The sequence below is a fragment of the Luteolibacter sp. Populi genome (assembly GCF_040801775.1).
Classification (GTDB): Bacteria; Verrucomicrobiota; Verrucomicrobiia; order Verrucomicrobiales; family Akkermansiaceae; genus Haloferula.
Window position 1 is genome coordinate 822,958 of record NZ_CP161812.1, and the last position, 21,181, is coordinate 844,138.

At 62.7% G+C, this 21,181-nt stretch carries 15 protein-coding genes; 7 read left to right on the forward strand and 8 right to left on the reverse strand.

Features of this window, described 5'->3' with window-relative positions:
- Positions 1-148 precede the first annotated feature (148 nt).
- The gene (locus ABWK72_RS03130; RefSeq protein WP_367873327.1) at positions 149-2,290 is read left to right on the forward strand and encodes a TonB-dependent receptor; all 2,142 of its coding nucleotides are present in this window, start codon (positions 149-151) and stop codon (positions 2,288-2,290) included.
- Positions 2,291-2,295: 5 nt separating this feature from the next.
- On the forward strand, positions 2,296-2,997 hold the full coding sequence (locus ABWK72_RS03135; RefSeq protein ID WP_367873328.1) for a DUF1080 domain-containing protein: 702 nt from the start codon (positions 2,296-2,298) through the stop codon (positions 2,995-2,997).
- A gap of 492 nt (positions 2,998-3,489) precedes the next feature.
- Here ABWK72_RS03135 and pstB read toward each other — a convergent pair whose 3' ends face one another.
- The 4 genes from pstB to ABWK72_RS03155 form a co-directional block, all read right to left on the reverse strand.
- The gene (pstB, locus tag ABWK72_RS03140) at positions 3,490-4,269 is read right to left on the reverse strand and encodes a phosphate ABC transporter ATP-binding protein PstB (protein WP_367873329.1); all 780 of its coding nucleotides are present in this window, start codon (positions 4,267-4,269) and stop codon (positions 3,490-3,492) included.
- Entirely contained in the window at positions 4,263-5,372 is a 1,110-nt protein-coding gene (gene pstA, locus ABWK72_RS03145; RefSeq protein WP_367875313.1) for a phosphate ABC transporter permease PstA, read from the reverse strand. Before pstA ends, pstB begins: the two co-directional genes overlap by 7 nt.
- Positions 5,372-7,315: a phosphate ABC transporter permease subunit PstC gene (gene pstC, locus ABWK72_RS03150; RefSeq protein WP_367873330.1), complete on the reverse strand. Its 1,944-nt coding sequence runs from the start codon at positions 7,313-7,315 to the stop codon at positions 5,372-5,374. The genes pstA and pstC overlap by 1 nt, the downstream gene beginning before the upstream one ends.
- A 103-nt stretch (positions 7,316-7,418) precedes the next feature.
- A complete protein-coding gene (locus ABWK72_RS03155; RefSeq protein ID WP_367873331.1) occupies positions 7,419-8,231 on the reverse strand; it encodes a phosphate ABC transporter substrate-binding protein in 813 nt (270 codons plus the stop codon).
- A gap of 283 nt (positions 8,232-8,514) precedes the next feature.
- Between ABWK72_RS03155 and ABWK72_RS03160 the strand changes: the two genes are divergently transcribed.
- Together ABWK72_RS03160 and ABWK72_RS03165 are read left to right on the forward strand one after the other, a co-directional pair.
- On the forward strand, positions 8,515-9,822 hold the full coding sequence (locus ABWK72_RS03160) for a porin (RefSeq protein WP_367873332.1): 1,308 nt from the start codon (positions 8,515-8,517) through the stop codon (positions 9,820-9,822).
- A gap of 153 nt (positions 9,823-9,975) precedes the next feature.
- Positions 9,976-11,682: a DUF262 domain-containing protein gene (locus ABWK72_RS03165; protein WP_367873333.1), complete on the forward strand. Its 1,707-nt coding sequence runs from the start codon at positions 9,976-9,978 to the stop codon at positions 11,680-11,682.
- 18 nt (positions 11,683-11,700) lie between these two features.
- Here the strand turns inward: ABWK72_RS03165 and ABWK72_RS03170 are convergent, their stop codons facing one another.
- Entirely contained in the window at positions 11,701-13,101 is a 1,401-nt protein-coding gene (locus tag ABWK72_RS03170) for an ROK family protein (protein ID WP_367873334.1), read from the reverse strand.
- 129 nt (positions 13,102-13,230) lie between these two features.
- Here ABWK72_RS03170 and ABWK72_RS03175 point away from each other — a divergent pair, with 129 nt between their 5' ends.
- Genes ABWK72_RS03175 through ABWK72_RS03185 form a run of 3 tightly spaced genes read left to right on the forward strand, consistent with a single transcriptional unit; the run spans position 13,231 to position 15,506 of the window.
- Positions 13,231-13,500: a ferrous iron transport protein A gene (locus ABWK72_RS03175; RefSeq protein WP_367873335.1), complete on the forward strand. Its 270-nt coding sequence runs from the start codon at positions 13,231-13,233 to the stop codon at positions 13,498-13,500.
- 7 nt (positions 13,501-13,507) lie between these two features.
- A complete protein-coding gene (feoB, locus tag ABWK72_RS03180; protein WP_367873336.1) occupies positions 13,508-15,382 on the forward strand; it encodes a ferrous iron transport protein B in 1,875 nt (624 codons plus the stop codon).
- Between the two features lies 1 nt (position 15,383).
- The gene (locus ABWK72_RS03185; protein ID WP_367873337.1) at positions 15,384-15,506 is read left to right on the forward strand and encodes a hypothetical protein; all 123 of its coding nucleotides are present in this window, start codon (positions 15,384-15,386) and stop codon (positions 15,504-15,506) included.
- A 3-nt stretch (positions 15,507-15,509) separates the two neighbouring features.
- Here the strand turns inward: ABWK72_RS03185 and ABWK72_RS03190 are convergent, their stop codons facing one another.
- The 3 genes from ABWK72_RS03190 to ABWK72_RS03200 all read right to left on the reverse strand — a co-directional run bounded on the left by ABWK72_RS03190 (position 15,510) and on the right by ABWK72_RS03200 (position 21,147).
- Positions 15,510-16,424, reverse strand: coding sequence for a hypothetical protein (locus tag ABWK72_RS03190; protein WP_367873338.1), 915 nt, complete (start codon positions 16,422-16,424; stop codon positions 15,510-15,512).
- Between the two features lie 61 nt (positions 16,425-16,485).
- Positions 16,486-20,373, reverse strand: coding sequence for a HEAT repeat domain-containing protein (locus ABWK72_RS03195; RefSeq protein ID WP_367873339.1), 3,888 nt, complete (start codon positions 20,371-20,373; stop codon positions 16,486-16,488).
- Positions 20,374-20,553: 180 nt separating this feature from the next.
- On the reverse strand, positions 20,554-21,147 hold the full coding sequence (locus tag ABWK72_RS03200; RefSeq protein WP_367873340.1) for a hypothetical protein: 594 nt from the start codon (positions 21,145-21,147) through the stop codon (positions 20,554-20,556).
- Positions 21,148-21,181 lie beyond the last annotated feature (34 nt).

Consider the following 21,181-nt stretch of genomic DNA (forward strand, 5'->3'; position numbering starts at 1 on the left):
CCGTGGGTGGAAGCGTTGGGGTGGTTGAGAGGAAAATTTCGTGGAAATGAGGCCAAGAATTGAGGGAGTGGTCCGTTAGGCGGGCATGCGTTTGGCTTGGACTTGGAGTTTTGGGATGTCGTCGTCGGTGGGGATTTTGATGGCTGCGATGCAGAGCGCGCCTGCGGAAGAGGCGCTGCCGACGCTGAGTCCGGTGGTGGTGGAGGCGACGAAGCAGGAGACGATCGAGGCCCGGCGGATGGATTCGCCGGTGCCGATGGTGGGGCTGGGCGGGGACGAGCTGGAGAGTATTCCGGCCCTGCAGCTCGGCGATGCGCTGAAGTATGCGCCGGGGATCTATTTCAGCGGCAACATCAACGAGAACGACGACCTGCAGCTCCGCGGGATGCCGAAGGGCTACTCGCGGACCCAGATCAGCGGGGTCTCGATTCCGGAAGGCGGCGGCGAGTCGCGCGAATTCCAACTCAACCGCCTGCCCACGGGGCTCTTCAAGGAGGCCAAGATCATCCGCAATCCGACCGCGGAGTATGAGAGCGACGGGATCGCCGGCCGCCTCGAGCTGGAAACGATCGACATTCCGAAGAGCTTTTCGGGCGACCTGCGCCTGGGCTACGGCGGGCGCAATCGCGAGACGCCGCTGTGGGATGCTTCGGTGGTGGCGGGCGGGCGGCCGGCGGAGTGGTTCGGCCTGTTAGGGGCTTTCACCTACGGCCTGGATCCGACGCTGAAGGTGAAGAACACCTTCGACTACGCGGCCAACGGCGACCTGGAGAAGGGCAGCGTGCGGCACGAGGACACGCCGGTGGAGACCTATGCGGCCTTCCTCGATGCAGGATTTTTCTACGAGGGCGGCGAGATCCACATCAAGCCGCTGTATCTGAGGCGGGAGATCGAGAAGCGCAGCCAGAAGCGCGGGATCGACTACACCAAGGCGGTGGAGAAGAACGAGAGCTTCGACGACGATGCGGAGGATCGCCGGGAGCAGACGCAGGGTGCGACGGCGACGAGCGTCCACCACTGGGCTCCGGACGCGCGGCAGGAGTCGCTGCTGGCTTACTACAAGTCCTTCGAGATGATGCCGCGTTCCTCGACGGATTCCTTCAAGGAAAGCGGCGGCGTGCTGGAATACGACGGGAACTCGCTGGAGGATTACTACAAGGAGGACGAGACGCTCGACTTCCAGACCAAGACGATCCTGGACATCCCGACGGCGCTCAGGCAGCAGGTGAGATTCGGCATCGCGGCACGGACCAAGACGCGTGATAGCGACCATCATCTGCGGGAATTCGACGATGCGGGCGCGGTGACGGATCTGACGACGGCGGCCGACCGCTACCGGATCCGCGAGGATTACGTGGCGGGCTTCGTGCAGGACCAGGTGTGGCTGACGGATGAGTTCAGCCTGCTGCCGGGACTGCGCGCGGAGTATCTGGAGATGGATGCGCGGGATGGCGGGAGCTTGAATTCATCCCGCTCGATGACGGATTGGAATCCGACGCTGCATGCGCTCTATCAGCCGGTGAAGGAACTGGCGGTGCACCTGGGTCTTTCCCGCACGGTGAACCGTCCGCAATTCGACCAGCTCAGCCCCTACCGCCGGATCAATGACGACGACGAGCGGGTGGAGATCGGCAACCCGGATCTCGATCCGGCGCGGAGCTGGAACGTGGATCTGGGAGTGGATTTCAAGAAGGGTCCGCTGTTTCTGGGGGCCAATGTCTTCTACAAGAAGATCAGCGATGTGATCCAGGAGGACCGCGCCGGCACGACGCTGGTGGGTGGCAATTCTTACGATCTCTATCAGTCCCGCAATGTCGGGGACGGCTGGTTGAAGGGTGTGGAGTTGGACGAGCGTTTCCGCTTCGGGGAGGCGGGCGTGGCTTGGTTGGACGGGCTGGAGCTGTGGTCGAATCAATCCGTGTATTCCTCGCGCGTGAAGTATGAGAACGGGAGGAGCAGCCCCTTCGAGGAGCAGCCGGAGTTCATCGCGAACATCGGTGTGGACTATGAGATCGAGAAGACCGGCACGCGGCTGAGCGTTTCGGGGAACTTCGTGGGAGACTTCGATTGGTCGGAGTCGGATGGCACGAACATCGGCTACCTGTCCGAGTGGATCGTGAACCTGGGGGCGCGGCAGAAGCTGGGCGCGGGGGTGGAGGCGTTTGTGGAAGTGATCAATCTATTCGACGAGCAGCGCTTCGAGACGGAGAGGAAGACCAACGGTGACTTCCGGCACGAGGACATCACCGGCGGGCGGACGATTCTTGCGGGGCTCGATTACCGATTCTGAATTCCATGACTGCTACATTCGGGAGAACGGCGCTGGTTTGCGCGATGGGATTACTCGCCTGCGGGGTGAAGGCGGAGGAGAAGAACTTCGCGGTGCTTTCTAACAGCAGCGATTTGAAGGGGTGGAAGACGCCGGAGGATGTGGCTTGGGCATGGTCGGTGAAGGACGGTGTGATCCGCGGCATCACGGACGAGAAGGCGCACGGCAAGGAGCTGTGGAGCGAGAAGGACTACGGCGACTTCGTGCTGGAGCTGGACTGGCGTTTCCCCGATCCGCCGGTGAAGAAGATGCTCAAGATCATCCTGCCGAACGGGGATGATGCCTTGAATGAGGACGGCACGAAGAAGAAGGAGGAAGTGCTGGCCGGCGGCGACAGCGGGATCCTGATCCGCGGCGATGTGATGTCGCAGATCAACATCGTGTGCAAGTCGACGGGATCCGGAGAGCTTTATGGCTATCGGAAGAAGAAGCCGGACATGCCGCCGGAGGTGCGGGCGGCGTGCGTGCCGAAGGAGAAGGCGGATCACGCGCCGGGCGAATGGAATCACTTCACGATCACGGCGAAGGGTGACCGGGTCTCGGTCGAGCTGAACGGCAAGCTGGTGATCGATCGCGCGCAGATGCCGGGCCTGCCGGAGCGCGGGCCGATCGCGCTGCAGCATCATGGGGAAGGAATCGAGTTTAGGAATGTGAGGGTCCGGGAGTAGGGTTCTGGTCCCCTTCCCTTGGGTTGATTGGCGGGATCGGTGGGTGGATCCGGGCGTGCGGGAACCCCTCCGGGGTTTGTGGGTGGGGCGTGGCTGGACCGGGGGGGCGCGCTTGGAGCGCTTGGGCTCCGGCTACTGGCTGGTCTCCCGGAGGGAGAGGGATGCGGGCGCGGGAAGAAAGAATGGAGAGTCAGCGGTTTCCGGTAAGGGCGGACGTATATGTCCGCGGCTCTGGAGAGCCGCGCTACTTCCTGGACGGCGCTTTGAAGCGTCATCCGGGAGGAAGTTTGCCCGTGCTTCACGGCAGCAAGCTGCCTGCCGAAGGCTGCGGCGAGCCGCAGCAGTCCATGGCCGCTGCGCGGCTTTCGTTCCGGGGACTTGATGGCGAAGGATGCCAGTCCGGTGCTTCGTCCGCCTGAAGGCGGGACTACGTACCCTTGGGGGCGGGCTGTTAGGGGCCGTTCGGTGCGATGCCTCCTGCCTACCGATGGGTCAGCCGAAGGCGCCGGAGACGTATTCCTCGGTCTGGCGGACGGAGGGATTGGAGAACATCTTGTGGGTCTGGCCGTGCTCGATGAGCTTGCCGAGGTAGAAGAAGGCGGTCTTGTCGGAGCAGCGGCTCGCCTGGGCGAGGTTGTGGGTGACGATGACGATGGTGTATTCCCGCTTCAGCTCTAACAGGAGTTCCTCGACCTTGAGGGTGGAGAGCGGGTCGAGGGCGGAGCAGGGCTCGTCCATCAGGATGATGTCGGGCTTGGTGGCGATGGTGCGGGCGATGCAGAGGCGCTGCTGCTGGCCGCCGGAAAGGCCGAAGGCGCTGGCCTTGAGGCGGTCCTTGACGTCATCCCAGAGGGCGACGCGGCGCAGGCAGTATTCGACGCGTTCGTCGAGGGTCTTGCTGTCCTTCTCGCCATGGATGCGGAGGCCGTAGGCGACATTGTTGTAGATCGACTTCGGGAACGGGTTCCACTTCTGGAAGACCATGCCGACGCGGCGGCGGAGCATCTGGATATCGAGATCCGGGCGGGCGATGTCGATGCCGGCGATGCGGATCGCGCCGCCGGTGACCTTGGCCCCGGGGATGCGGTCGTTGATGCGGTTGAAGCAGCGCAGGAGTGTGGACTTGCCGCAGCCGGAGGGGCCGATGAAGGCGGTGATCTCGCGGGGCAGGATTTCCAGGCCGATGTCGTGCAGTACCTGCTTCGCCCCGTAGTTGAAGCGAAGTCCGTCGATGGCGATGGCCGGTGGGGTGGTGGTGGATCCGTTTACCATTTCAACTTGGAGCGGACGCGGTGGCGGAGAATCATCGAGACGGCGGAGAAGAGGAAGATCATCATCAGGAAGACGAAGACCGAGCCATACTGGGCGCGCTGGGTGTATTCGGAGGTCGGGATGCGCGCGGCGAGGGTGTAGATGTGGTAGGGCAGGGCCTGGACCTGATTCTGCAGCATCACGGCGGGATTCGCCCAGGGGAGTTCCTTGGCGGCGACGGCGGCGGTGAACATGATCGGTGCCGTTTCACCGGCGGCGCGGGCGAGCGAGAGCACGGAGGAGGTGAGGATGCCCGGGAGGGCGAAGGGCAGCACGCACTTGCGGATGGTGTGCCAGCGGGTGGCACCGAGTGCCAGCGAGGCTTCGCGGAAGCCCTGGGGCACGGCGCGCAGGGATTCCTCCGAGGCGGTGATGATAACCGGCAGGATCATGCACGCGAGGGTGGCCGAGCCGGCGATCAGCGAGGAGTTCCAGCCCTGGAAGCTGAGGTAGGTGAAGCCCAGCGGGATGGAAAACAAGGTGCGGTCGGCGGGATCCCCTGTTAGAACGGGAGCGGCGAGGACGAAAACGGCGAAGCCGAAGAGGCCGAAGACGATCGAGGGCACGCCGGCGAGATTGAGGATCGCGAGCCGCACCAGATTGATGAAGCGCCCCTGCTTCGCATACTCGCTGAGGTAGATGGCCGCGGCGACGCCGAAGAAGAGGGCGATGACGATGCTGAGCCCGGTCAGCAGGGCGGTGCCGATGATCGGGCCGGCGATGCCGCCGCCGGAGTAGGCGTAGGTCTGCTCATTGAAGACCGCTTCGGTGCCGTTGTTCCCGATCCAGGCGTGATACTCGGAGGCGGGCATGCTGTGGCGGGTGCCCGCCGAGTCATCGAAGACGTGGAGGGTTTCGGTCTCCTTGGTCAGGAAGCCGATATCGAGGTAGGGAAACTCCGGCTTGAGGAGGGTCGGTGCGCCATCCCAGCAGATCTTGCCGAAGATCAGGAGGGCGACGAGCACCACGCCCCAGGTGAGGCCGCCGAGGAAGCCTTTGACGAAGCCGGCCTTGAGCCGTCCGTGGTTGACGCCCTTGCGGATGAGTTGTTCGGGATTTTCCATCACTCGTGGCCGATGCGGAATTTATGGAGGATGCGCTGCGCGGCCCAGTTGATGCCGAGCACGATGATGAAGAGGACCAGGCCGACGACGAAGAGCGCGCGGTAGTGGACGCTGCCGAAGGGCACCTCCCCCAGCTCCTGCGCGATGATGCCGGTGAGGGTGTGGGCGGGCTGGAAGAAGACGCCGAGGCCCTCGGTGAAGTCGGGGATTTCGATGCGGTTCCCCGCGACCAAGAGCACGACCATGGTTTCCCCGATCACGCGGCCGAGGCCTAACAGTACGGCAGCCAGCACGCCGGAGATGGCGGCGGGAAAGACGACGCGGAAGACGGTCTGGAGTTTCGAGGCACCCAGTGCGTCGGACGCCTCGGCGAAGGCGGAGGGGACGTTGTTCAAGGCGTCTTCCGAAAGGCTGAAGATCGTGGGAATTGCCATCAGGCCGAGGAGGCAACCGGCGGTGAACATGTTCAGCCGCTGCTGGAGCGGGAAGCCGGGCATCCAGGAGAAGGAGTCCTTCATTGATGTTTCCTGGAGCCAGGTGCCGAGCACCGCAATGCCGAGGAAGCCGAGCACGACCGAAGGGATGGCCTGAAGGAACTCGATGGTCGGCTTGATGAAGTTCTGCTCGCGGCGGCCGGCGAGTTGGTTCGTGTAGATGGCTGCGCCGACGCCGAGCGGGATGGCGAGTGCCAGTGCGATCACGGCGATCAGGGCCGAGCCGACGAAGAGCGGGATGATGCCGTAGAAGTCCTGCCATTCGCCGCCGGTGATCCAATCGCGGCCCGAGATGAAGCCCCAGAGCGTCGCGCCGAGGCCCACGGGCAGGTCGTACTTCCATGACTCCATCTTGGCGACGGTATCGCCGAGTTCCTTGTGATACTCGGGAAGGGCCTTGCGGAAGGTGGAGAGGTAGCGGCTGGCCTTCTCGTCCTCGAGCTTCACCGGGAGTTTGTCGAGGACAGCATTGCCGGAGTTCTGGAGCGCGGCATTGGCATCGCGGAATTCCGTCAGGCGAGCCAGCACGGGCTCGAGGGCGGTCTTGAAATCGACGGGCTCGGTGGTGACGGCGGCTTGGGCATCGGCCTCGAGCTGGGTTTTCAGCTCGGGCTTCTTGGTCGAGGCGGCGGCTTCGAGAAGGGTGTTGCGCTTGGTGACCTCGATCTCGTGGAGGGTGGCACCTTCCTTGGTCGCCTTCACGATGTCTCCGGTTTCAGAGACGAGCGTTTCGAGGGCGGAGGAGCTGCCGGAGAACTCATCGATCGCGGCGCGGAAATCCGTGAGGGGTGCGGCGGCCTCGGCCTGCTTGGCGGAGAGCTGCTCATCGATGACCGCGATCAGGGGCGGGTCGTCGGTGGAAAGCGGATCGCGCGAGGCCAATGCGGCCAGCAATTCCGAGCGCTCGGCCTCGCTGAGATGCGGTGTCTCGGGAAGGCCCTTGTCGAACTTGCCGGCCATCGCGCGGTCGATCAGTTCCTTGTATTTGGCGGTCAGGCTGGCTTGGAGATCCTTGGGGATCTCTCCGTCCCCTGCCCTCTCCTTGACCCGCAGGAGCGCGCTCTGCGCCGGGGTTACCACTTCATTCACGTAGCTGACGAGGGCAGTGCCTTCATCCGATCTCAGGAACTCCTTGCGGCAGGCGGCATTGATTTGCGCGTAGTAGGCGCGGTTGAGCAGGGACGACATCTGCTCGTGCGCCTTCAGGTCCTTGCGCGGGATATCCACGAACTCCAGGCCGGCCTTGCGATAGAGTTCCAGCTCCTTGCGGTAATCCGGGAAGAAGCCCGCTCCCTCGCGAAAGAGGAAGACGATGATCAGGATTAAAATGACGACCGTCAGCCCGGCATTCGCACCGAAGAAGGCCTTGATCAGGCCGTCGGTGCCGCGGCCTTTGCGGCGGAAGGGATGACCGGCGGGGACCGGGGATGGCGACGTGGATTCCGGCATGCGTGGCGTGCTGGAGCGAAGTTGAGGGCGCTTCTTGGAAATGGCAATCCCGGCGGGGCTTCCCCGCGCCGGGATTGCGTGTCAAAATCGTCAGGCGGGAGTCTCAGTTCGGAACGAAGCCGAGGCTCTTGGCGATTTTCTGGCCGTCAGCGCCGGTCGCGAAGTCCAAGAATGCCTTGGCGGTGGCGTCGGCATTTTCGGGGATGTAGTAGTAGCAGGCGCGGCTGTAGGCGTAGCTTTTGGCATTGGCGGCGACGGGCTCGACGCCATCGATGGTTACATCGAGGATGCCGCTCTTCTTCGCGTAGGCGAGGCCGACGTAGCCGATGCCGTTCTTGTTCTTGGCGACTTCCTCGGCGATCTGTTCGTTGCCGGCGAGCTTCTGGGAGCTGCCCGCGTAGTTCTTGCCGCCCATGGCGAGGGTTTGCCAATCCTTGTAGGTGCCGGAGGCGGTATTGCGGGTGTAGATCGAGATCGGGCCGGGTGCGCCGCCGACTTCGCTCCAATCCTTGACCGCGCCGGTGAAGATCTTGCCGACCTGATCCTTGGTCAGGGTCTTGACCTTGTTGGCCTTGTTGACGACGACCACGATCATGTCGTGGCAGGCTTCGACTTCATTGAGCTTGATGCCTTTGGCACGGGCGGCGGTGATTTCTTCCGGCTTGGCCTTGCGGGAAGACATGCCGATGTGGGCGGTGCCATTCGCGAGTGCGGGGAAAGCGGTGGAAGAACCTTCGGCGGCGATCTCGAACTTCACTCCGCCGTTCTTCGACTTGAAGCTCTCGGCAAGCTGCGGCACGAGCTTGGCACCGAGGGTATCGGAACCCTTGATGCTGACGGTCTGCGCACCGGCGGTGGCGGCGAGCATGGCTCCCGCGAACAAGCTGGCGGCGGTGAATCGAATGGTATTGCGCATGATATGATAATGGATTTCGCACCGCGAACGGTGTCAACGGCATGGATGCCATTGCCGTCACAAAGGTCCACCGGGTCTCTGTGACAGGTTTGTCACGAAACCCGGGGCGGGGCAACGGCGGATCAACCCGGAAGCCCCGTAACCAAGCGGGATGCGGGGTCCAGATGGATATGTGACGGGAACGTCACCATGGGATTCTGTCACAAGCGCGACACAATCGCTGGGTTTTCCGACGTCGGCAGGGAGCCCAAGCTTCCCCGCTGCCTTGCTTCCACACATATCCATGAAACAGCACTCCATCCGATTGAAGACCGTGGCGCTCGCCGCCTGCGGGCTCTCCAGCGTGGCGATGGCCGGAGAACCCCCGGCTGCTCCCGCACCTGCCGAAAGCAGCTCGATGTTCAGCGACTTCAACTTCTGCACCTGGCTCTCGAGCAAGCCGGGGACGGTGAAGATCCCCGAGAATCCGGTGGTCCAGACGCTGGTCTTCGAAGGCCGCTACCATTGGCAAGCCGCCTACGTCGATGGCGAGGGCACCAACGGCCAGGACTTCAGCGAGGACTACACGGACGCGCGCCGCTTCCGTCTGGGCGGCAAGATCGGCTTCCTGAACTACTTCTCCTACAAGGGTGTGGTCAACCTGGTGGACGACGAGCGCTTCAACGGCGGCGAGCTCGATTATAAGTACGTCGATTTCGACGAGTCGTATTTCACCTTCGACGTGCTGAAGGCCTTCAGCATCTCCGGGCTTGATGCGCTGACCGTGAACTACGGACGCTACAAGTGGCACGGCGGCCTGGAGGCCCGGACTTCTTCCAACGCGCTGCTCACCGTCGAGCGTTCCGCCATCTCTAACAAGCTCTACCAGAGCGCCCGTCCGACGGGTGTCTTCGTGACGGCGGCCAAGGGCAAGTTCAACGGTATCCTGGGCATCTCCAGCAGCGATGAGGCAAGCGATGAAGCGGGTGTCGATGCCGGCAACGTCGAAGGCTGGGGCGGCTGGAACGACGGCCTGATCTATAATGCGGAATTGATCTACTCCGCCACCGACGACCTGCGCTTCGGCTTTGAATTCCTCTACAACAACGCCGACGAGCGGTTCGCCAACGAGGATTCGCTGCTGGACTACCGCTGGGCGACGACCCTCTCCGCCGAATACTCGATCGGCCAGGGCGGCGTGAACATCGAGGGGATCTACGGCGACAACGGCGACGACGAGATGCAGTCGAACGCGGCGCGCCGCGGGAACTTCTGGGGCTTCGTGGCGACGCCCTACTACTGGATCGTCCCGGCCAAGCTGCAGGCGGTGGTGCAGTATGCGTATGCCGGTGCCGAGGAAGACCAGGGCATCCGCGTGAACAGCCGCTACGTGCGGGCCACCAACTACGGTGGCGGCGGCAATCCGAACGTGGTCAACGGCGGCCGCGGCGACGAGTTGCACACGCTGTATGCGGGTCTCAACTACCTGATCTGCGGGGACAACCTGAAGGTCCAACTCGGTGCGGAGTTGACCCACCTTGAGACCCCGGGTGCGGGTGACGGGGATGTGGATGCGGTGACCTACATGTTCGGCTTCCGCTCGTTCTTCTGAAGAGTTTGTTTTCCTGGTTCAGTTGTTCGGTAAGGCACCGGTCCGCAAGGGCCGGTGCTTTTCTGGCTTTCAGGCGCCGTTTCCCAGAGCGAAAGCTGCTCTTGCTACATCCTCTTCAAACCGCTCCAGTAAGCCTGTTCAAAAGTCGATCTCATGGCCGCTTCCAATCTGCTCGCCACCAGCACTCCAAATCTCAAAAATCTTCTTGGTAATGGCCGAACTTACCGAGTTCCAACGTTCCAGCGGGACTACTCATGGAAGGAAGAGCACTGGGAGGATTTGTGGCTGGACCTGCTTGAATTAACCTCAGGCCGCTCAGGACAGCACTACATGGGATCGTTGGTCCTCATGCAAGAGGACCATCCGGAGAAGTTCACCATCATCGATGGACAGCAGCGCATCGCCACCCTCAGTATTTTGATTCTTGCCGTGATCGGCAGGCTGAAAGAATTAGCTGCTTCCGGTTCGGAATCCGAGCCGAATATGGAACGTGCGGCAGTATTGAGAAACAGCTTTATTGGTGCGAAACAAGCTGGGTCTTTGCTGGAAACGAGCAAGTTGACGCTCAATCGGAATGACGACGATTTTTATCAAGGAACTCTGGTCCAGCTAGAAAAACCCGCGAGCGAAAGGTCTCTAGGCGATTCGGAAAGGCAGCTGTGGGGAGCTTTCCGTTACTTTTCAAAGCGAATTTCGGACGAACTCCGAAACTACACCGGACAACAGCTTGCGGAATGGGTGGAGAGCTTGGTTTCAGTCCATCTTCTTTTTATTCAAGTAGTCGTGGAAAATGATGTAGGGGCTTACACAGTTTTCGAGACACTGAACGCCCGCGGTTTGGAACTGACCGCGAGTGATCTTATCAAGAACTACCTGATGTCGCTAGTCTCAAGGAAAGGACAGGGCGATCTTGAGCACGTACTAAGACGTTGGCAGAGAATTACAGCCCAGATTGGAGCGCGGCGACTTCCGGAATTTCTCCGCCACTTCTTCAATTCCAAGTTCCCATTTGTCAGGCAAGAACGCCTCTTTCGCAGAATCCGCGAAGAAGTCTCTTCTGCCGAGGATGCCATTGACCTCATCAGGGATCTTGAAAGGGCAGCGGCCTGCTATCAGGCCCTTCAAGATCCCGAAAGCGAGTTCTGGATGGATTTTCCAGGGGCAGCGGAACAGGTCAGATCCTTGGTGCTTTTCAATGTCAGCCAATACAAGCCGCTGGCGCTCGCTGCTTGCCGCCACCTTCCCGTTGAAGCGGCGGTGATGGTACTTAGGGACTGCGCGACGTTGTCATTTCGATTCAATGTTATCAGTCGCCTCGGCACTCACGAACTTGAAAACCGCTATAATGAGGCTGCGCTCGGCATCACTTCGGGAAGTGTAATAAATGCTTCAAATGTCCGAGAACTACTAATGCCGGTCTATGTAGACGACGATCAATTCGTTGCAGATTTCGAAGTATTCCGACAAGCGACCAGTAGTAAAGGCAAGAAGGTAATCCGTTACATCCTTTGCGAACTCGAAAAGCAACATTCCGGGCAAGATCTTTCCTGGAATAATACCAACGCAACCATAGAGCACATCTTGCCTGATAGCTTCGATGTGAACTGGGAAGGAAGTTTCACCGAGGAAGAGCATGCACGCTACGTCGACAGACTTGGCAACTACGCACTCCTTGAAAAGGGGAAGAACAAGGACCTCGGTCAAAAGTCGTTCGAAGAGAAATCCGCAGTTTTCCGAACGAGCCAGTACGGCCTTACGCAAAAACTTGCAGATTACGAGGAGTGGACCCCTTCGCTATTGGGGGCGCGCCAAAGAGCCCTCGCGCGCATTGCAAAAACCGTTTGGAGATTCCCCGGCTAAGAGTGGTGGAATTCAGATTCAGACCGCAGCCAGACTCGCGGCGGCGACGGCTTGGCCGTGGCGCTTGGTCTTTTCGTCGGGGACGACGAGCTTGATGCGGAGCGCGGGGAACTCGGTGGCGAGGACCTTCTCGGCCCCGGCGATGATGATGTCACCACCTTCGCCGGAGGTCACGCGGCCGAGGATGAGGAGATTGCGGATCTCGTAGAAATCGGCGTAGTGGGCGATGGCGTAGCCGAAGCAGGTGCCGATCGTTTCGTAGATTTTCCGCGCACGCCCGTCGCCGGACTTCATGGCCTTCTGGACTTCCACGAGCTGCTCCGGGAAGGGCATGCCGCCGAACTCGAAGCCGGCGGCCTTGGCGAGGCGGGCGACGCCTTGCTGGGAGAAGAATTGGACGCCGCAGCCTTCATCACCGCTCCATTCGTCCAGCGGGCCGCTGTCGCGGTAGTCGACGGGGGCGAAGGCGAGTTCATTGAGCCAAGGGCGGATCGAGCCGTTGGTATCGACGTAGCCGGCGGCCTCGCTGGTGCCCATGGCGACGCCGAGGACGGCGTTTTCGTTGAGCGACATCGAGCCGGCGAGGGCGGTGACTTCGCCGTCGTTCACCACTTCAAAAGGGATGCCCTTCCAGCGTTCCTTGAGCTCGAAGAACATGCCCTTGATGCGGGTCTCGAAGTCGGAGTCGCTGACGCCGCGGAAGAGCGAGGCGGCGCGGACTTCATTGTTCACGTAGACCCCGGCGGAGCTGCCGCCGATGGCATCGACGCGCGGCAAGTGGGCGGCGGCACGCATCAGGGAATCCTGGACGCCCTCGATGTGGTAGTCGGGATTGCTCTGGAAATAGGGATCCCAGACGATTTCCTCCGAGAAGACGACCTCGCCATCGATCAGCGCGGCGCACTTGCGGTCGGAGCCGCCGAGGTCGAAGCCGATGCGGCAGCCGCCGAGATGGCGGCCGAGCGCGATCGCCTCGCCGGACTCGGCGGGGAGTTCGTCCTTGGCGACGGCATGGAAGGAGATCGGCTCGCCGAAGATCTTGCCGCCGATGAAGCCGCTGTCGAAATCGCGGGCACCGTCCGGTCCGTAGATGGCGGCGAGAGCGGGAACGAGTTCCGGGGCTCCGGCGATCAGCACGCGGCTGCCGCCCTTCTGCCAGAGCAGGAATTTCAGGATGCGCTCGACGTAGCGGAGGGTGGTGGGAGCGTGCGCGGGTTCATCCGGGAGGAGCGGCGAGGACCAGCGGAAGGCGGTGCCATCCGGCCTGACCAAGGCGAGATCGATCTCCCGTGAGCCTGCGGCATCCGCGGCCAATCCGCGGTAAGCGCGATTCCACAGTGCGGCGGGCAGGAAGGCTTCATCCAGAACCGGAAGGCAGGATACTGGGATGCTGGAGAGACTGGGTGCAGGGGCCGTCATGAACAATCGCATCTAGCGCAGAATCCTGCCGGAATGGAATGATTTAATGCGCATTTTCACCCCTGTTTTGCGAAGTGCCCCGGTGCTTTCACCATACGCCCCGGAATTCTTGTTGCAAATCCATCTCAATTGCGGACTCTAACCGCGATGGGGCTCGCGACCGCTAACGACTTACATGCCGACAGCTTGGTCAGTTTGAGCCAGGCGCAGGTGGGTTGTGATTTCCGGATCAAGCTGCTTTCAGGCCCGGCCTGCGACCAGCTCCGCGATCTGGGTTTTTGCGAGACCCTGCAGGTGAGGAAGTTGTCCGACGGGCGCAATCTGGTTTGCTCCGTTTGCGGCACGCGGCTCGCCCTCAGCCGCGAGTTGGCCAGCCAGGTGATGGTGGCCGTCGCTTGATTTTCCAATGTCCGGTTCACTCGAAACCGTCGCCCTGGCCGGCAATCCAAACGCCGGGAAAACCACGCTTTTCAACGCCCTGACGGGGTCTGCGAACCGCACCGGCAACTATGCCGGGGTGACCGTGGAGCAGAAGTCGGGGGAAATGTTCACGCCGCACGGGAAGAAGCTGCGGCTGGTGGACTTGCCCGGCTGCTACTCGCTGGACGGCGGCAGCCCCGATCAGGAGATCGCCCGCAAGGCCTTGACGGGTGAAGGCGGGCCCCGGCCGGACATCGTTGTCTGCGTGGTGGATGCCTCGAACCTGGAGCGGCATCTGGTGCTCGCCTTGCAGGTGATCGAGATGGGGCTGCCGGTGGTGGTGGCGCTGAACATGGTCGATGTGGCGGAGAAGGCCGGGCTGCGGCTCGATCCGCAGAAGCTTTCGGAAGAACTCGGCGTGCCGGTGGTGCCGGTGCAGGCGAATGCGGGCAAGGGCATCGTGGAGCTGAAGCAGGCTCTGCGGCACCCCTTCCCCACCCCGGCGGATGCGCCGTGGAAGGGCGGCACGGCGGACGAGTCCGGCGAACGCCGCCGGGCGCTGGCGCTGCGGATCTGCGAAGTGGCGGCGCGGCGGCCGGACGGGCATAGCGCGACGATTTCCGACAAGCTCGACCGCTGGCTGCTGCATCCGGTGTTCGGGTGGGTCGCGCTGATCGGGATCATGTTCCTGATCTTTTGGTCGATCTTCTCCTTCGCCTCGATCCCGATGGATGCGATCGACGCCGGGAAGACCTGGCTGCAGGAATTGGTAACGGGCGCCATGGGCGAGGGCGACCTCCGCGATCTCCTGACGGACGGCATCATCGAGGGTGTAGGCAGCGTGGTCATCTTCCTGCCCCAGATCGTTCTGCTGTTCTTCTTCATCGGGCTGCTGGAAAGTTCCGGCTACATGGCGCGCGCGGCCTTCCTCATGGACGGGCTGATGGGTCGAGTGGGACTCAGCGGGAAGGCTTTCCTGCCGCTTTTTAGCTCCTATGCCTGTGCGATTCCGGGCATCATGGCGACACGCACGATCGATTCCGCGAAGGAGCGGCTGGTGACCATTTTCGTGGCCCCCTGGATGAGTTGTTCGGCGCGCCTGCCGGTGTATCTGACCTTGGTGCCCCTGCTGCTGGCGGGGGCCGGCGGCTGGGTCCAAGCGCTGGTGTTCTTCGCGATCTACGCTCTGGGCACGCTGACGGCACTGGTCGTGGCGCGCATCCTCCGCGGCCGGCTCGGCCCGGATGAAGTGAAAACCCACTTCATGCTCGAGCTGCCGCCCTATCGTGCGCCGCAGTGGAGCTATGTCTTCCGCCATGTCGGAGGGCGGGCCGGGGCCTTCCTTCAGAAGGCGGGCACGATCATCCTGGCGATCGCGATCGTGCTGTGGGCGGCCAAAACTTTCCCGAAATCCGGCAGCGAGGATCCCGGCGAGCAACTCGACCACAGCATGATGGGCCGCGTGGGGCATCTGACCGAGCCTTTGGTCAAGCCGCTGGGGCTCGACTGGCGCGGCGGCACCGCGATCCTGACTTCCTTCGCCGCGCGCGAGGTATTCGTCACTTCGATGGCGCAGCTCTTCCACGTGGAGGAAGGCGAAGACGACGAAGCGACCCAGGCTTCCCTGCGCGAGCGGCTGGTGGGCGAGACCTGGCCGGATGGCCGGAAGATGTTCACGATTCCGGCGGTCATCTCCCTGCTGGTCTTCTTCATCTACGCGCTGCAATGCCTGCCGACCTCGGCGGTGGTGGCGCGGGAATCGGGGTCATGGAAATGGGCGGTCGGGCAGTTCGCCTTCATGACCGTCTTCGCTTGGGTCGCGGCCTTCGTGGCTTATCGGATCGCCCTGTTTTTTTTCTAACATGAACGATTGGCAAACATGGGCGGCGGTGGCCGTGGTGGTGCTAGCGGCGCTCTTCCTGGCGAGCAAGTCGAAGGGGAAGAAGAAGAGCTGCGGGCATGGCTGCGGGTGCGAGAAGAAGTAGGCTTCAGGGCTTGCCTACGGGGCCGATGTAGCGGCTGGCGATGACGACGTTATCGAAGGACACGACGTTGACGGGGTTCTTGGTCCAGCGGTCGGTGATGTAGGTTTCGAGGGTCAGGGCGTTGGTCTTGAGGGTGGCGGTCTTGCGCCAGTTGATGCCGGTCCAGTGGCCTTGCAGCGCGCCATCGATCCAGAAGGCCTGCTCGCCATCGCGTTCACCGGGGGTGTTGTGCTTGAGCATGAACTCGACGCAGATCCAGCGCTCTTTCGGAATGACGGGAGCGGCGGGGACGGCGAAGGAATTGCCCCAGTATTTTCCGTCCTTGGAGACCTCCATCTCGTGCCAGTAGCTGTAGAAGTTCCAGCGCCCGGGTGCGGCCGATTTTCCCCAATTGCCCCAAGGCTCGATCGCGGTGGAGAAACGTTCATCGCCGGCGGGCTTGTTGCCCGCGGCACCGAAGCCGGTCCACTTGTCGCCGCCGCGCAGGCCTTTGTTCGCCCTGAGGGTGACGAAGTGGTGGACGTAGTCGCAGCCCGCATCGAAGCGAGTGTAGAAGCGGATGAAGACGGTGGCGGACGGCTCGAACCATTTCGTCAGGCCGCCGCCGGTATCCGAGGCGAGGTGGGCTTCCACGCGCAGGCAGCGCTTGCCGGGGCCATCCGGCGTGGCTGCATAGCTCAGCACCTTGCCGTCCTTGTTGCCCGTCTCGTCCCAGCCTTGGCCGAGTTCTCCCTGCTCGAAGTCATCGCTAAAGATCACGTCGGCGCTGGTCTTGATGCCGGTGTCGCCGGGGTATGCCGCCGCGATCCCCTGCCCTGAGGGCAGCTTGCTGGTGGCGGCGAGGTCGGCCGGCTCCGCGCGGATGTGGAGGACGGCGCAGGAGAAGACGACGAAGCAGAGAGTTGGTTTCGCAAACATGGGCCAACGGGAAGATACCCGTCAGCCCATGCCCGTGTTACAGAATATCCAGCGGCCGCTCTCAGGGCGTGACCACTTCGGGCGCGGGGCGCTTCTTGGGCTCGGGGTCCTTGCCCTTCTGGGCACCGAGCCAGGCGACGACATCGCGAAGCTCGGTGGCGGAGAGGATCGCGGACATCGGGGGCATGGCGGAGATCGGCGGGAGCATGGAGTCGATGTCCGGCTTGCGGACGCGCAGGACCTTGCCATTGCTGTCGAGATCGACGTGATCGGCGGTGTCGGAGAGGACGAGGCCGGAGACGGACTTGCCGCCCTTGAGGGTGACGGTGGAGATGCCGAAGCCGGCGGCGACTTTCGCGCCGGGATTGACGAGGGATTCCAAGAGGAACTTCGCATCACCGCGCTTGCCGACGGCTTCGAGGCTCGGGCCTGCGTCGCCGCCGCCGTGACCGCCACCGGCGGCGTGGCAGCGCATGCACTGGGCTGCGGGCTGCGATTCGAAGAGCTGGCCGCCCTTCTTGGAATCGCCGCCTTGCAGGGAGCCGAGGAAGGGAGTCAGAGGATCGGATGAGGCGGCGATGGCGGCCTTGTAGGCGTCCAAGGCGGTTTTCACGGGGCCTTCGGGACGCTTCGCGGCGGCATCGAGCAATTCGAGGGTCGAGGGCGAGACGCCGGACTTCTCCTTGAGCTTGCCGAGGCTGTCCGTGAACAAGGACTGGACGCCGGGAGCCTTGAGGTCGGCGGCGATCTTCCAAGCTTCCTGCTGGCGATGGGCGCTCTCATTGCCGACGGCGGCACGGAGGGCGTCCAAGGCGGAAGCGGGACTGTCGATGGCCAGACGCTTGATCGCGCCGATCGCGAGGTCGTCGTCCTTGCCCTTGGAGAGTTCGCCTAACAGGGAGTCGAGGCCCGCCGGTTTGCGGGTTGCGTAGAGGCTGAGTGCTTCCGCGCGGGCGGCGCCGGGCAGGCGCGAATTCATGACCAGGCTCCTGAGCGAGGCATCGTCGACCGAAGTAAGATCAAGCTGATAGGTCTTGAGCAATTCGATCGCGGGCTCGGCGAGCTTGCCATCGAGCTTCAGGAGATCGGAGAGCGAGGAAGTCAGGACGGCCTTGATCGGGGCGGGATTGCGCTCCGGCAGCGGAGCCCAGTGACCGAGCGTTTGGTCCACCGGGTTCGGCTTGCTCCACACGCCGATCAGGCGCAGCGCTTCCTGGCGGGCGAAAGCGGGTGCCTTCGGATCGAGCACGACCTTCAGGACGCGGCGCAGGTTCACGTCATCGCCCAGGCGGAATGCGCTGTTGAGGAGCCGCCGCCAATCCATCTCGGTGAGATCGGAGGGCAGTTCATCGAGCAGGGCAGCCACCTGCGGGCGCATCTCCTCGATGCCGGCATCGTGAATCGCGAGCATGGTCTCGCGGGCGACCTTCTTGTCGTCGTCGTGGAGGAAGGAGCCGATCAGCGGATCCTTCATGCGGCGCAGGGCCACCACCGCGGCGAGCCGCAGCGAGGGGTCCTCTTCCTGGCTCAGGGCCGCGATCTGGCGGGCATCGCCCATCAGCGAGAGCGCGTAGGCACCGGCGCTGCGGATGTAGGGATCCTCGTTCTTCGTCAGCATTTCCCAAATGAAGGGCACGGCTGGCACCTCCTTCATGCGGCCTGCGGCAATCGCGGCAAAGGCGCGGACGCGGAGCGATTCATCGCCCAGGAGCTTGCCGAAGGGAACGCCGCCCGCGACGAGGCCGGCCTCGCCGATCGCCTTGATCGCCTGGGCGCGGACCTCGGCATCGGGATCGCTACAGAGCGGGATCAGCACCGCGAGCGCATCCTTGCGTATCTCCTTGCCGGGGATTTTCACGAAGTCCTCGCCCGCGGATGGCAGGACCGCGGAGCCGCGGCGCGCGATGATGCCGACGCCCCAGATTCCGTGGAGCCGGGTAATGGTGTCCTTCCCCTCCCTGGCCGTCTTGCTGAGAATATCGAGGCCCTCGGGGCGGCGGGTCAGGGCGAGTTCGGCACGCAGGCGGACCCGCATGTCGGCGTGGGACAAGAGCTTCTCCAAGCCGGTGACCGGGCGCTTTTCGAAGCCTTGCTCAATGAGTTCCGCGGTGTGCTCGGCTTCGTCCTGGCGATACATCTTATCGGCGGAGAGCGAGTAGATGCGGCCATCCTCGTGCGACTCCCAGCCGCCGATGAAGTCGGCGACGTAGAGCTTCCCGTCCCATGAGTATTCCACGTCGGTGACGGCGGCTCCCCAGTTTATTTGGCGGGAATCGACCATCCGCATGCCGGCACCCGAAGACTCGACCTTGAAGGAGTAGATGCCTGAATTCGCCGCGCCTCCGCGGTAGTCGCAGATCAGGAAGCGTCCGGCCTCGTTTTCCAGGAAGCCGGTGCCGGGGTGATAGGTCAGGCCGGAAGGACCCGAGGTGAGATTCGCCACCGGGGGCAGGATGTAGGCCGGCTGCTTGTCGTTCTTCGGCGCCCACATCTGCTCTTCCATCCAGCGGTTCACCGGGTGCTCTTCCAAGCCGATCTGGCGGTGGAAGCTGTGCAGGGCCTGGTGCTCCATCGACCAACCGGAGTCGGCACCATCCATGATGTAAACGACGCGGGCCTGGTCGCCTTGGTCGGAGTTGTTGTCCACCGAGATCGCGTTGCCCCATTGGTCGAAGGCGATTTCCTTCGGGTTGCGCAGACCGGTGTGGACGACCTCGAAATTCGTGCCGTCCGGATCGAAGCGGAAGACGCAGCCTTGGTCGGGATACTCGTAGTGCTTCCCCTCCTTGGTGGTGAGATTCATCCCGCGGTCGCCGAGCGTGCCGTAGATGCGGCCGTCCGGCCCGAGGGCGAAGCCATTGAGATCGTGGCCGGAGAAGGACACGCGCACGCCGAAGCCATCGAAGAGGGTCTCGCGTTCCTCCGGCTTGTCGGCCTTGCCATCGCCGTCCTTGTCGCGGAGTGCCCAGATCTTGGGAATGCAGGCCATGTAGACGGTGCCTTCGTATTCGAAGACGCCGGCGGCCGGGCCATCTAACAGGTCATTGAAGCCATCGGCGAAAATCGAGGATTGGGCGGACTTGCCGTCTTCACCCGGCGCGGAGAGCAGGCGCACCTTGTCGGCCACCTCGGTGAGGAATTCGATGGAGGAGATCTTCTGCTTGCCGGTCCACTTCTCGTGCATCTTCCGGCGGTCGGCCGTGGTGCGGGAGGCGATGTCATCGAGATACCAGTAGAGGTGGTCGCGGTTGTCCGGCACGCCGTGGCGGAAGCGGTGGGTCTCGGTGACGTAGATCTCGCCCTTCTCGCCGAAGGCGAGGGCGGTCGGGGAGGTGACCTTGCCGTTCTTGTAGTCGGCCACCACGGTCGCCTTGGTCCCTTCGGGGATGGTGATGCCGGGGATGGCGGGAGTGGTGATGAGGCCGGCCATGTGCGGCTTGCCACCCTTGGTCGGCGGCGGGAACTTCTGATTGGCGTAATCCGTCATCAGGAAGTGATCGGCGGCGATCACGCCCCAGCCGCCGCTTTCCTCATCGTAGATGCGGATCCTGGCGGACTTGCCCTTGAACTGGGTGACGTCCCAGACCTGCGTGCGGAACTGGAGGGTGCCATCGCCGGTCGTATCGAGTGCCACCTTGCCATCGACGATGAGCTGGACGCCGACCTTGCCGGGGTGCTTGCCGCCGGCGATCAGGAAGCAGATGTAGTTCTCGGTGATCTTGAAATCGGGCGAGGTCAGCGAGCCTTTTGCGGCATCCCCGCCGTGGGCCGAACAGGCGACGGAATCCTGCGCGTAGGCGGTCAGGGGGGCGGTGAGGCCATCGATCTGCGCGCCGCTGGGGGCCAGGCCGAAGGCGGTGCCTTCCACTTTCCAGTCGCCGTAGCCATCGCCCTCGAAGGCTTGGAGGACTTTGGTAGCGGCCGGCGAGGTGCCGGTGGCGAAAATCATGGCTGAGGCACAAAGCAAACCCGTTCTCATTCCGGGAAACGCTAGCGACCTCAGCGGGCTTGGCAATGGCGCAGGGCGGGTGCGGCGGTCCGGGTGTGGCATTACCGGCGGGACGTAGGCTGTCGGACAAATCTTTCAGGGATGACGCGGGCAATCTCGTGCTGATTGCACGAAATTCCATTATTGTCCGGAGCGGGAGGCCAGTCTGAGGATTCGGGAAATACCTGCGAAAGGAATGATCATGTAGCCCAAGACACGGGCGGACATCCACAACCAATTCACTTCAAGGGAGGCCTCGCCGACCCAAGTGGCATCTTTAGCCGGATACAAAAAACGATGATCCCACGCTTTCGCTCCCGGTAATAATTGGTCCGGAGTCGGTTTCAGCCAGAAAGGAGAACGCGGAGGTGTGTAGGTATCTGACCACTCACCGTCTACCGAACCATAGCGGATTCCCACGATCCAATCCGTCCTAAATGAAACCGCGAGTAGCGCGCAGACCACCATAGCCGCTAGCAGCGCTGGTCGTTTTGTTTTCTTGGCAACACGATACCATGCAAAGGAGAAGACCGAGAAGATCACGAGGAAAGCCGCAAAGGCTACCCCAACGATCGGAACCTTAAACCAGCCCAAGCTGTGGACAGTTGAGAAGGCAGCAACCACGAGCCCAATCGGTAGCAACGCACCGATCCGAACGATGACTCCTATCAGCTCCCGGAATGCTTCTACATATTCGAAATAGCCCGGGGCTGTTTTCTGTGTCCCTCGATCCATGGTATGACGGCAAACGGTGACTTGTTCAGACGTT

Bases quoted from the DNA above. Each gene is read 5' to 3' on its own strand.
- ABWK72_RS03130 (WP_367873327.1), top strand. From the start codon at position 149: ATGCAGAGCGCGCCTGCGGAAGAGGCGCTGCCGACGCTGAGTCCGGTG.
- ABWK72_RS03135 (WP_367873328.1), top strand. From the start codon at position 2,296: ATGACTGCTACATTCGGGAGAACGGCGCTGGTTTGCGCGATGGGATTA.
- pstB (WP_367873329.1), bottom strand. From the start codon at position 4,269: ATGGTAAACGGATCCACCACCACCCCACCGGCCATCGCCATCGACGGA.
- pstA (WP_367875313.1), bottom strand. From the start codon at position 5,372: ATGGAAAATCCCGAACAACTCATCCGCAAGGGCGTCAACCACGGACGG.
- pstC (WP_367873330.1), bottom strand. From the start codon at position 7,315: ATGCCGGAATCCACGTCGCCATCCCCGGTCCCCGCCGGTCATCCCTTC.
- ABWK72_RS03155 (WP_367873331.1), bottom strand. From the start codon at position 8,231: ATGCGCAATACCATTCGATTCACCGCCGCCAGCTTGTTCGCGGGAGCC.
- ABWK72_RS03160 (WP_367873332.1), top strand. From the start codon at position 8,515: ATGAAACAGCACTCCATCCGATTGAAGACCGTGGCGCTCGCCGCCTGC.
- ABWK72_RS03165 (WP_367873333.1), top strand. From the start codon at position 9,976: ATGGCCGCTTCCAATCTGCTCGCCACCAGCACTCCAAATCTCAAAAAT.
- ABWK72_RS03170 (WP_367873334.1), bottom strand. From the start codon at position 13,101: ATGACGGCCCCTGCACCCAGTCTCTCCAGCATCCCAGTATCCTGCCTT.
- feoB (WP_367873336.1), top strand. From the start codon at position 13,508: ATGTCCGGTTCACTCGAAACCGTCGCCCTGGCCGGCAATCCAAACGCC.
- ABWK72_RS03185 (WP_367873337.1), top strand. From the start codon at position 15,384: ATGAACGATTGGCAAACATGGGCGGCGGTGGCCGTGGTGGTGCTAGCG.
- ABWK72_RS03190 (WP_367873338.1), bottom strand. From the start codon at position 16,424: ATGTTTGCGAAACCAACTCTCTGCTTCGTCGTCTTCTCCTGCGCCGTC.
- ABWK72_RS03195 (WP_367873339.1), bottom strand. From the start codon at position 20,373: ATGATTTTCGCCACCGGCACCTCGCCGGCCGCTACCAAAGTCCTCCAA.
- ABWK72_RS03200 (WP_367873340.1), bottom strand. From the start codon at position 21,147: ATGGATCGAGGGACACAGAAAACAGCCCCGGGCTATTTCGAATATGTA.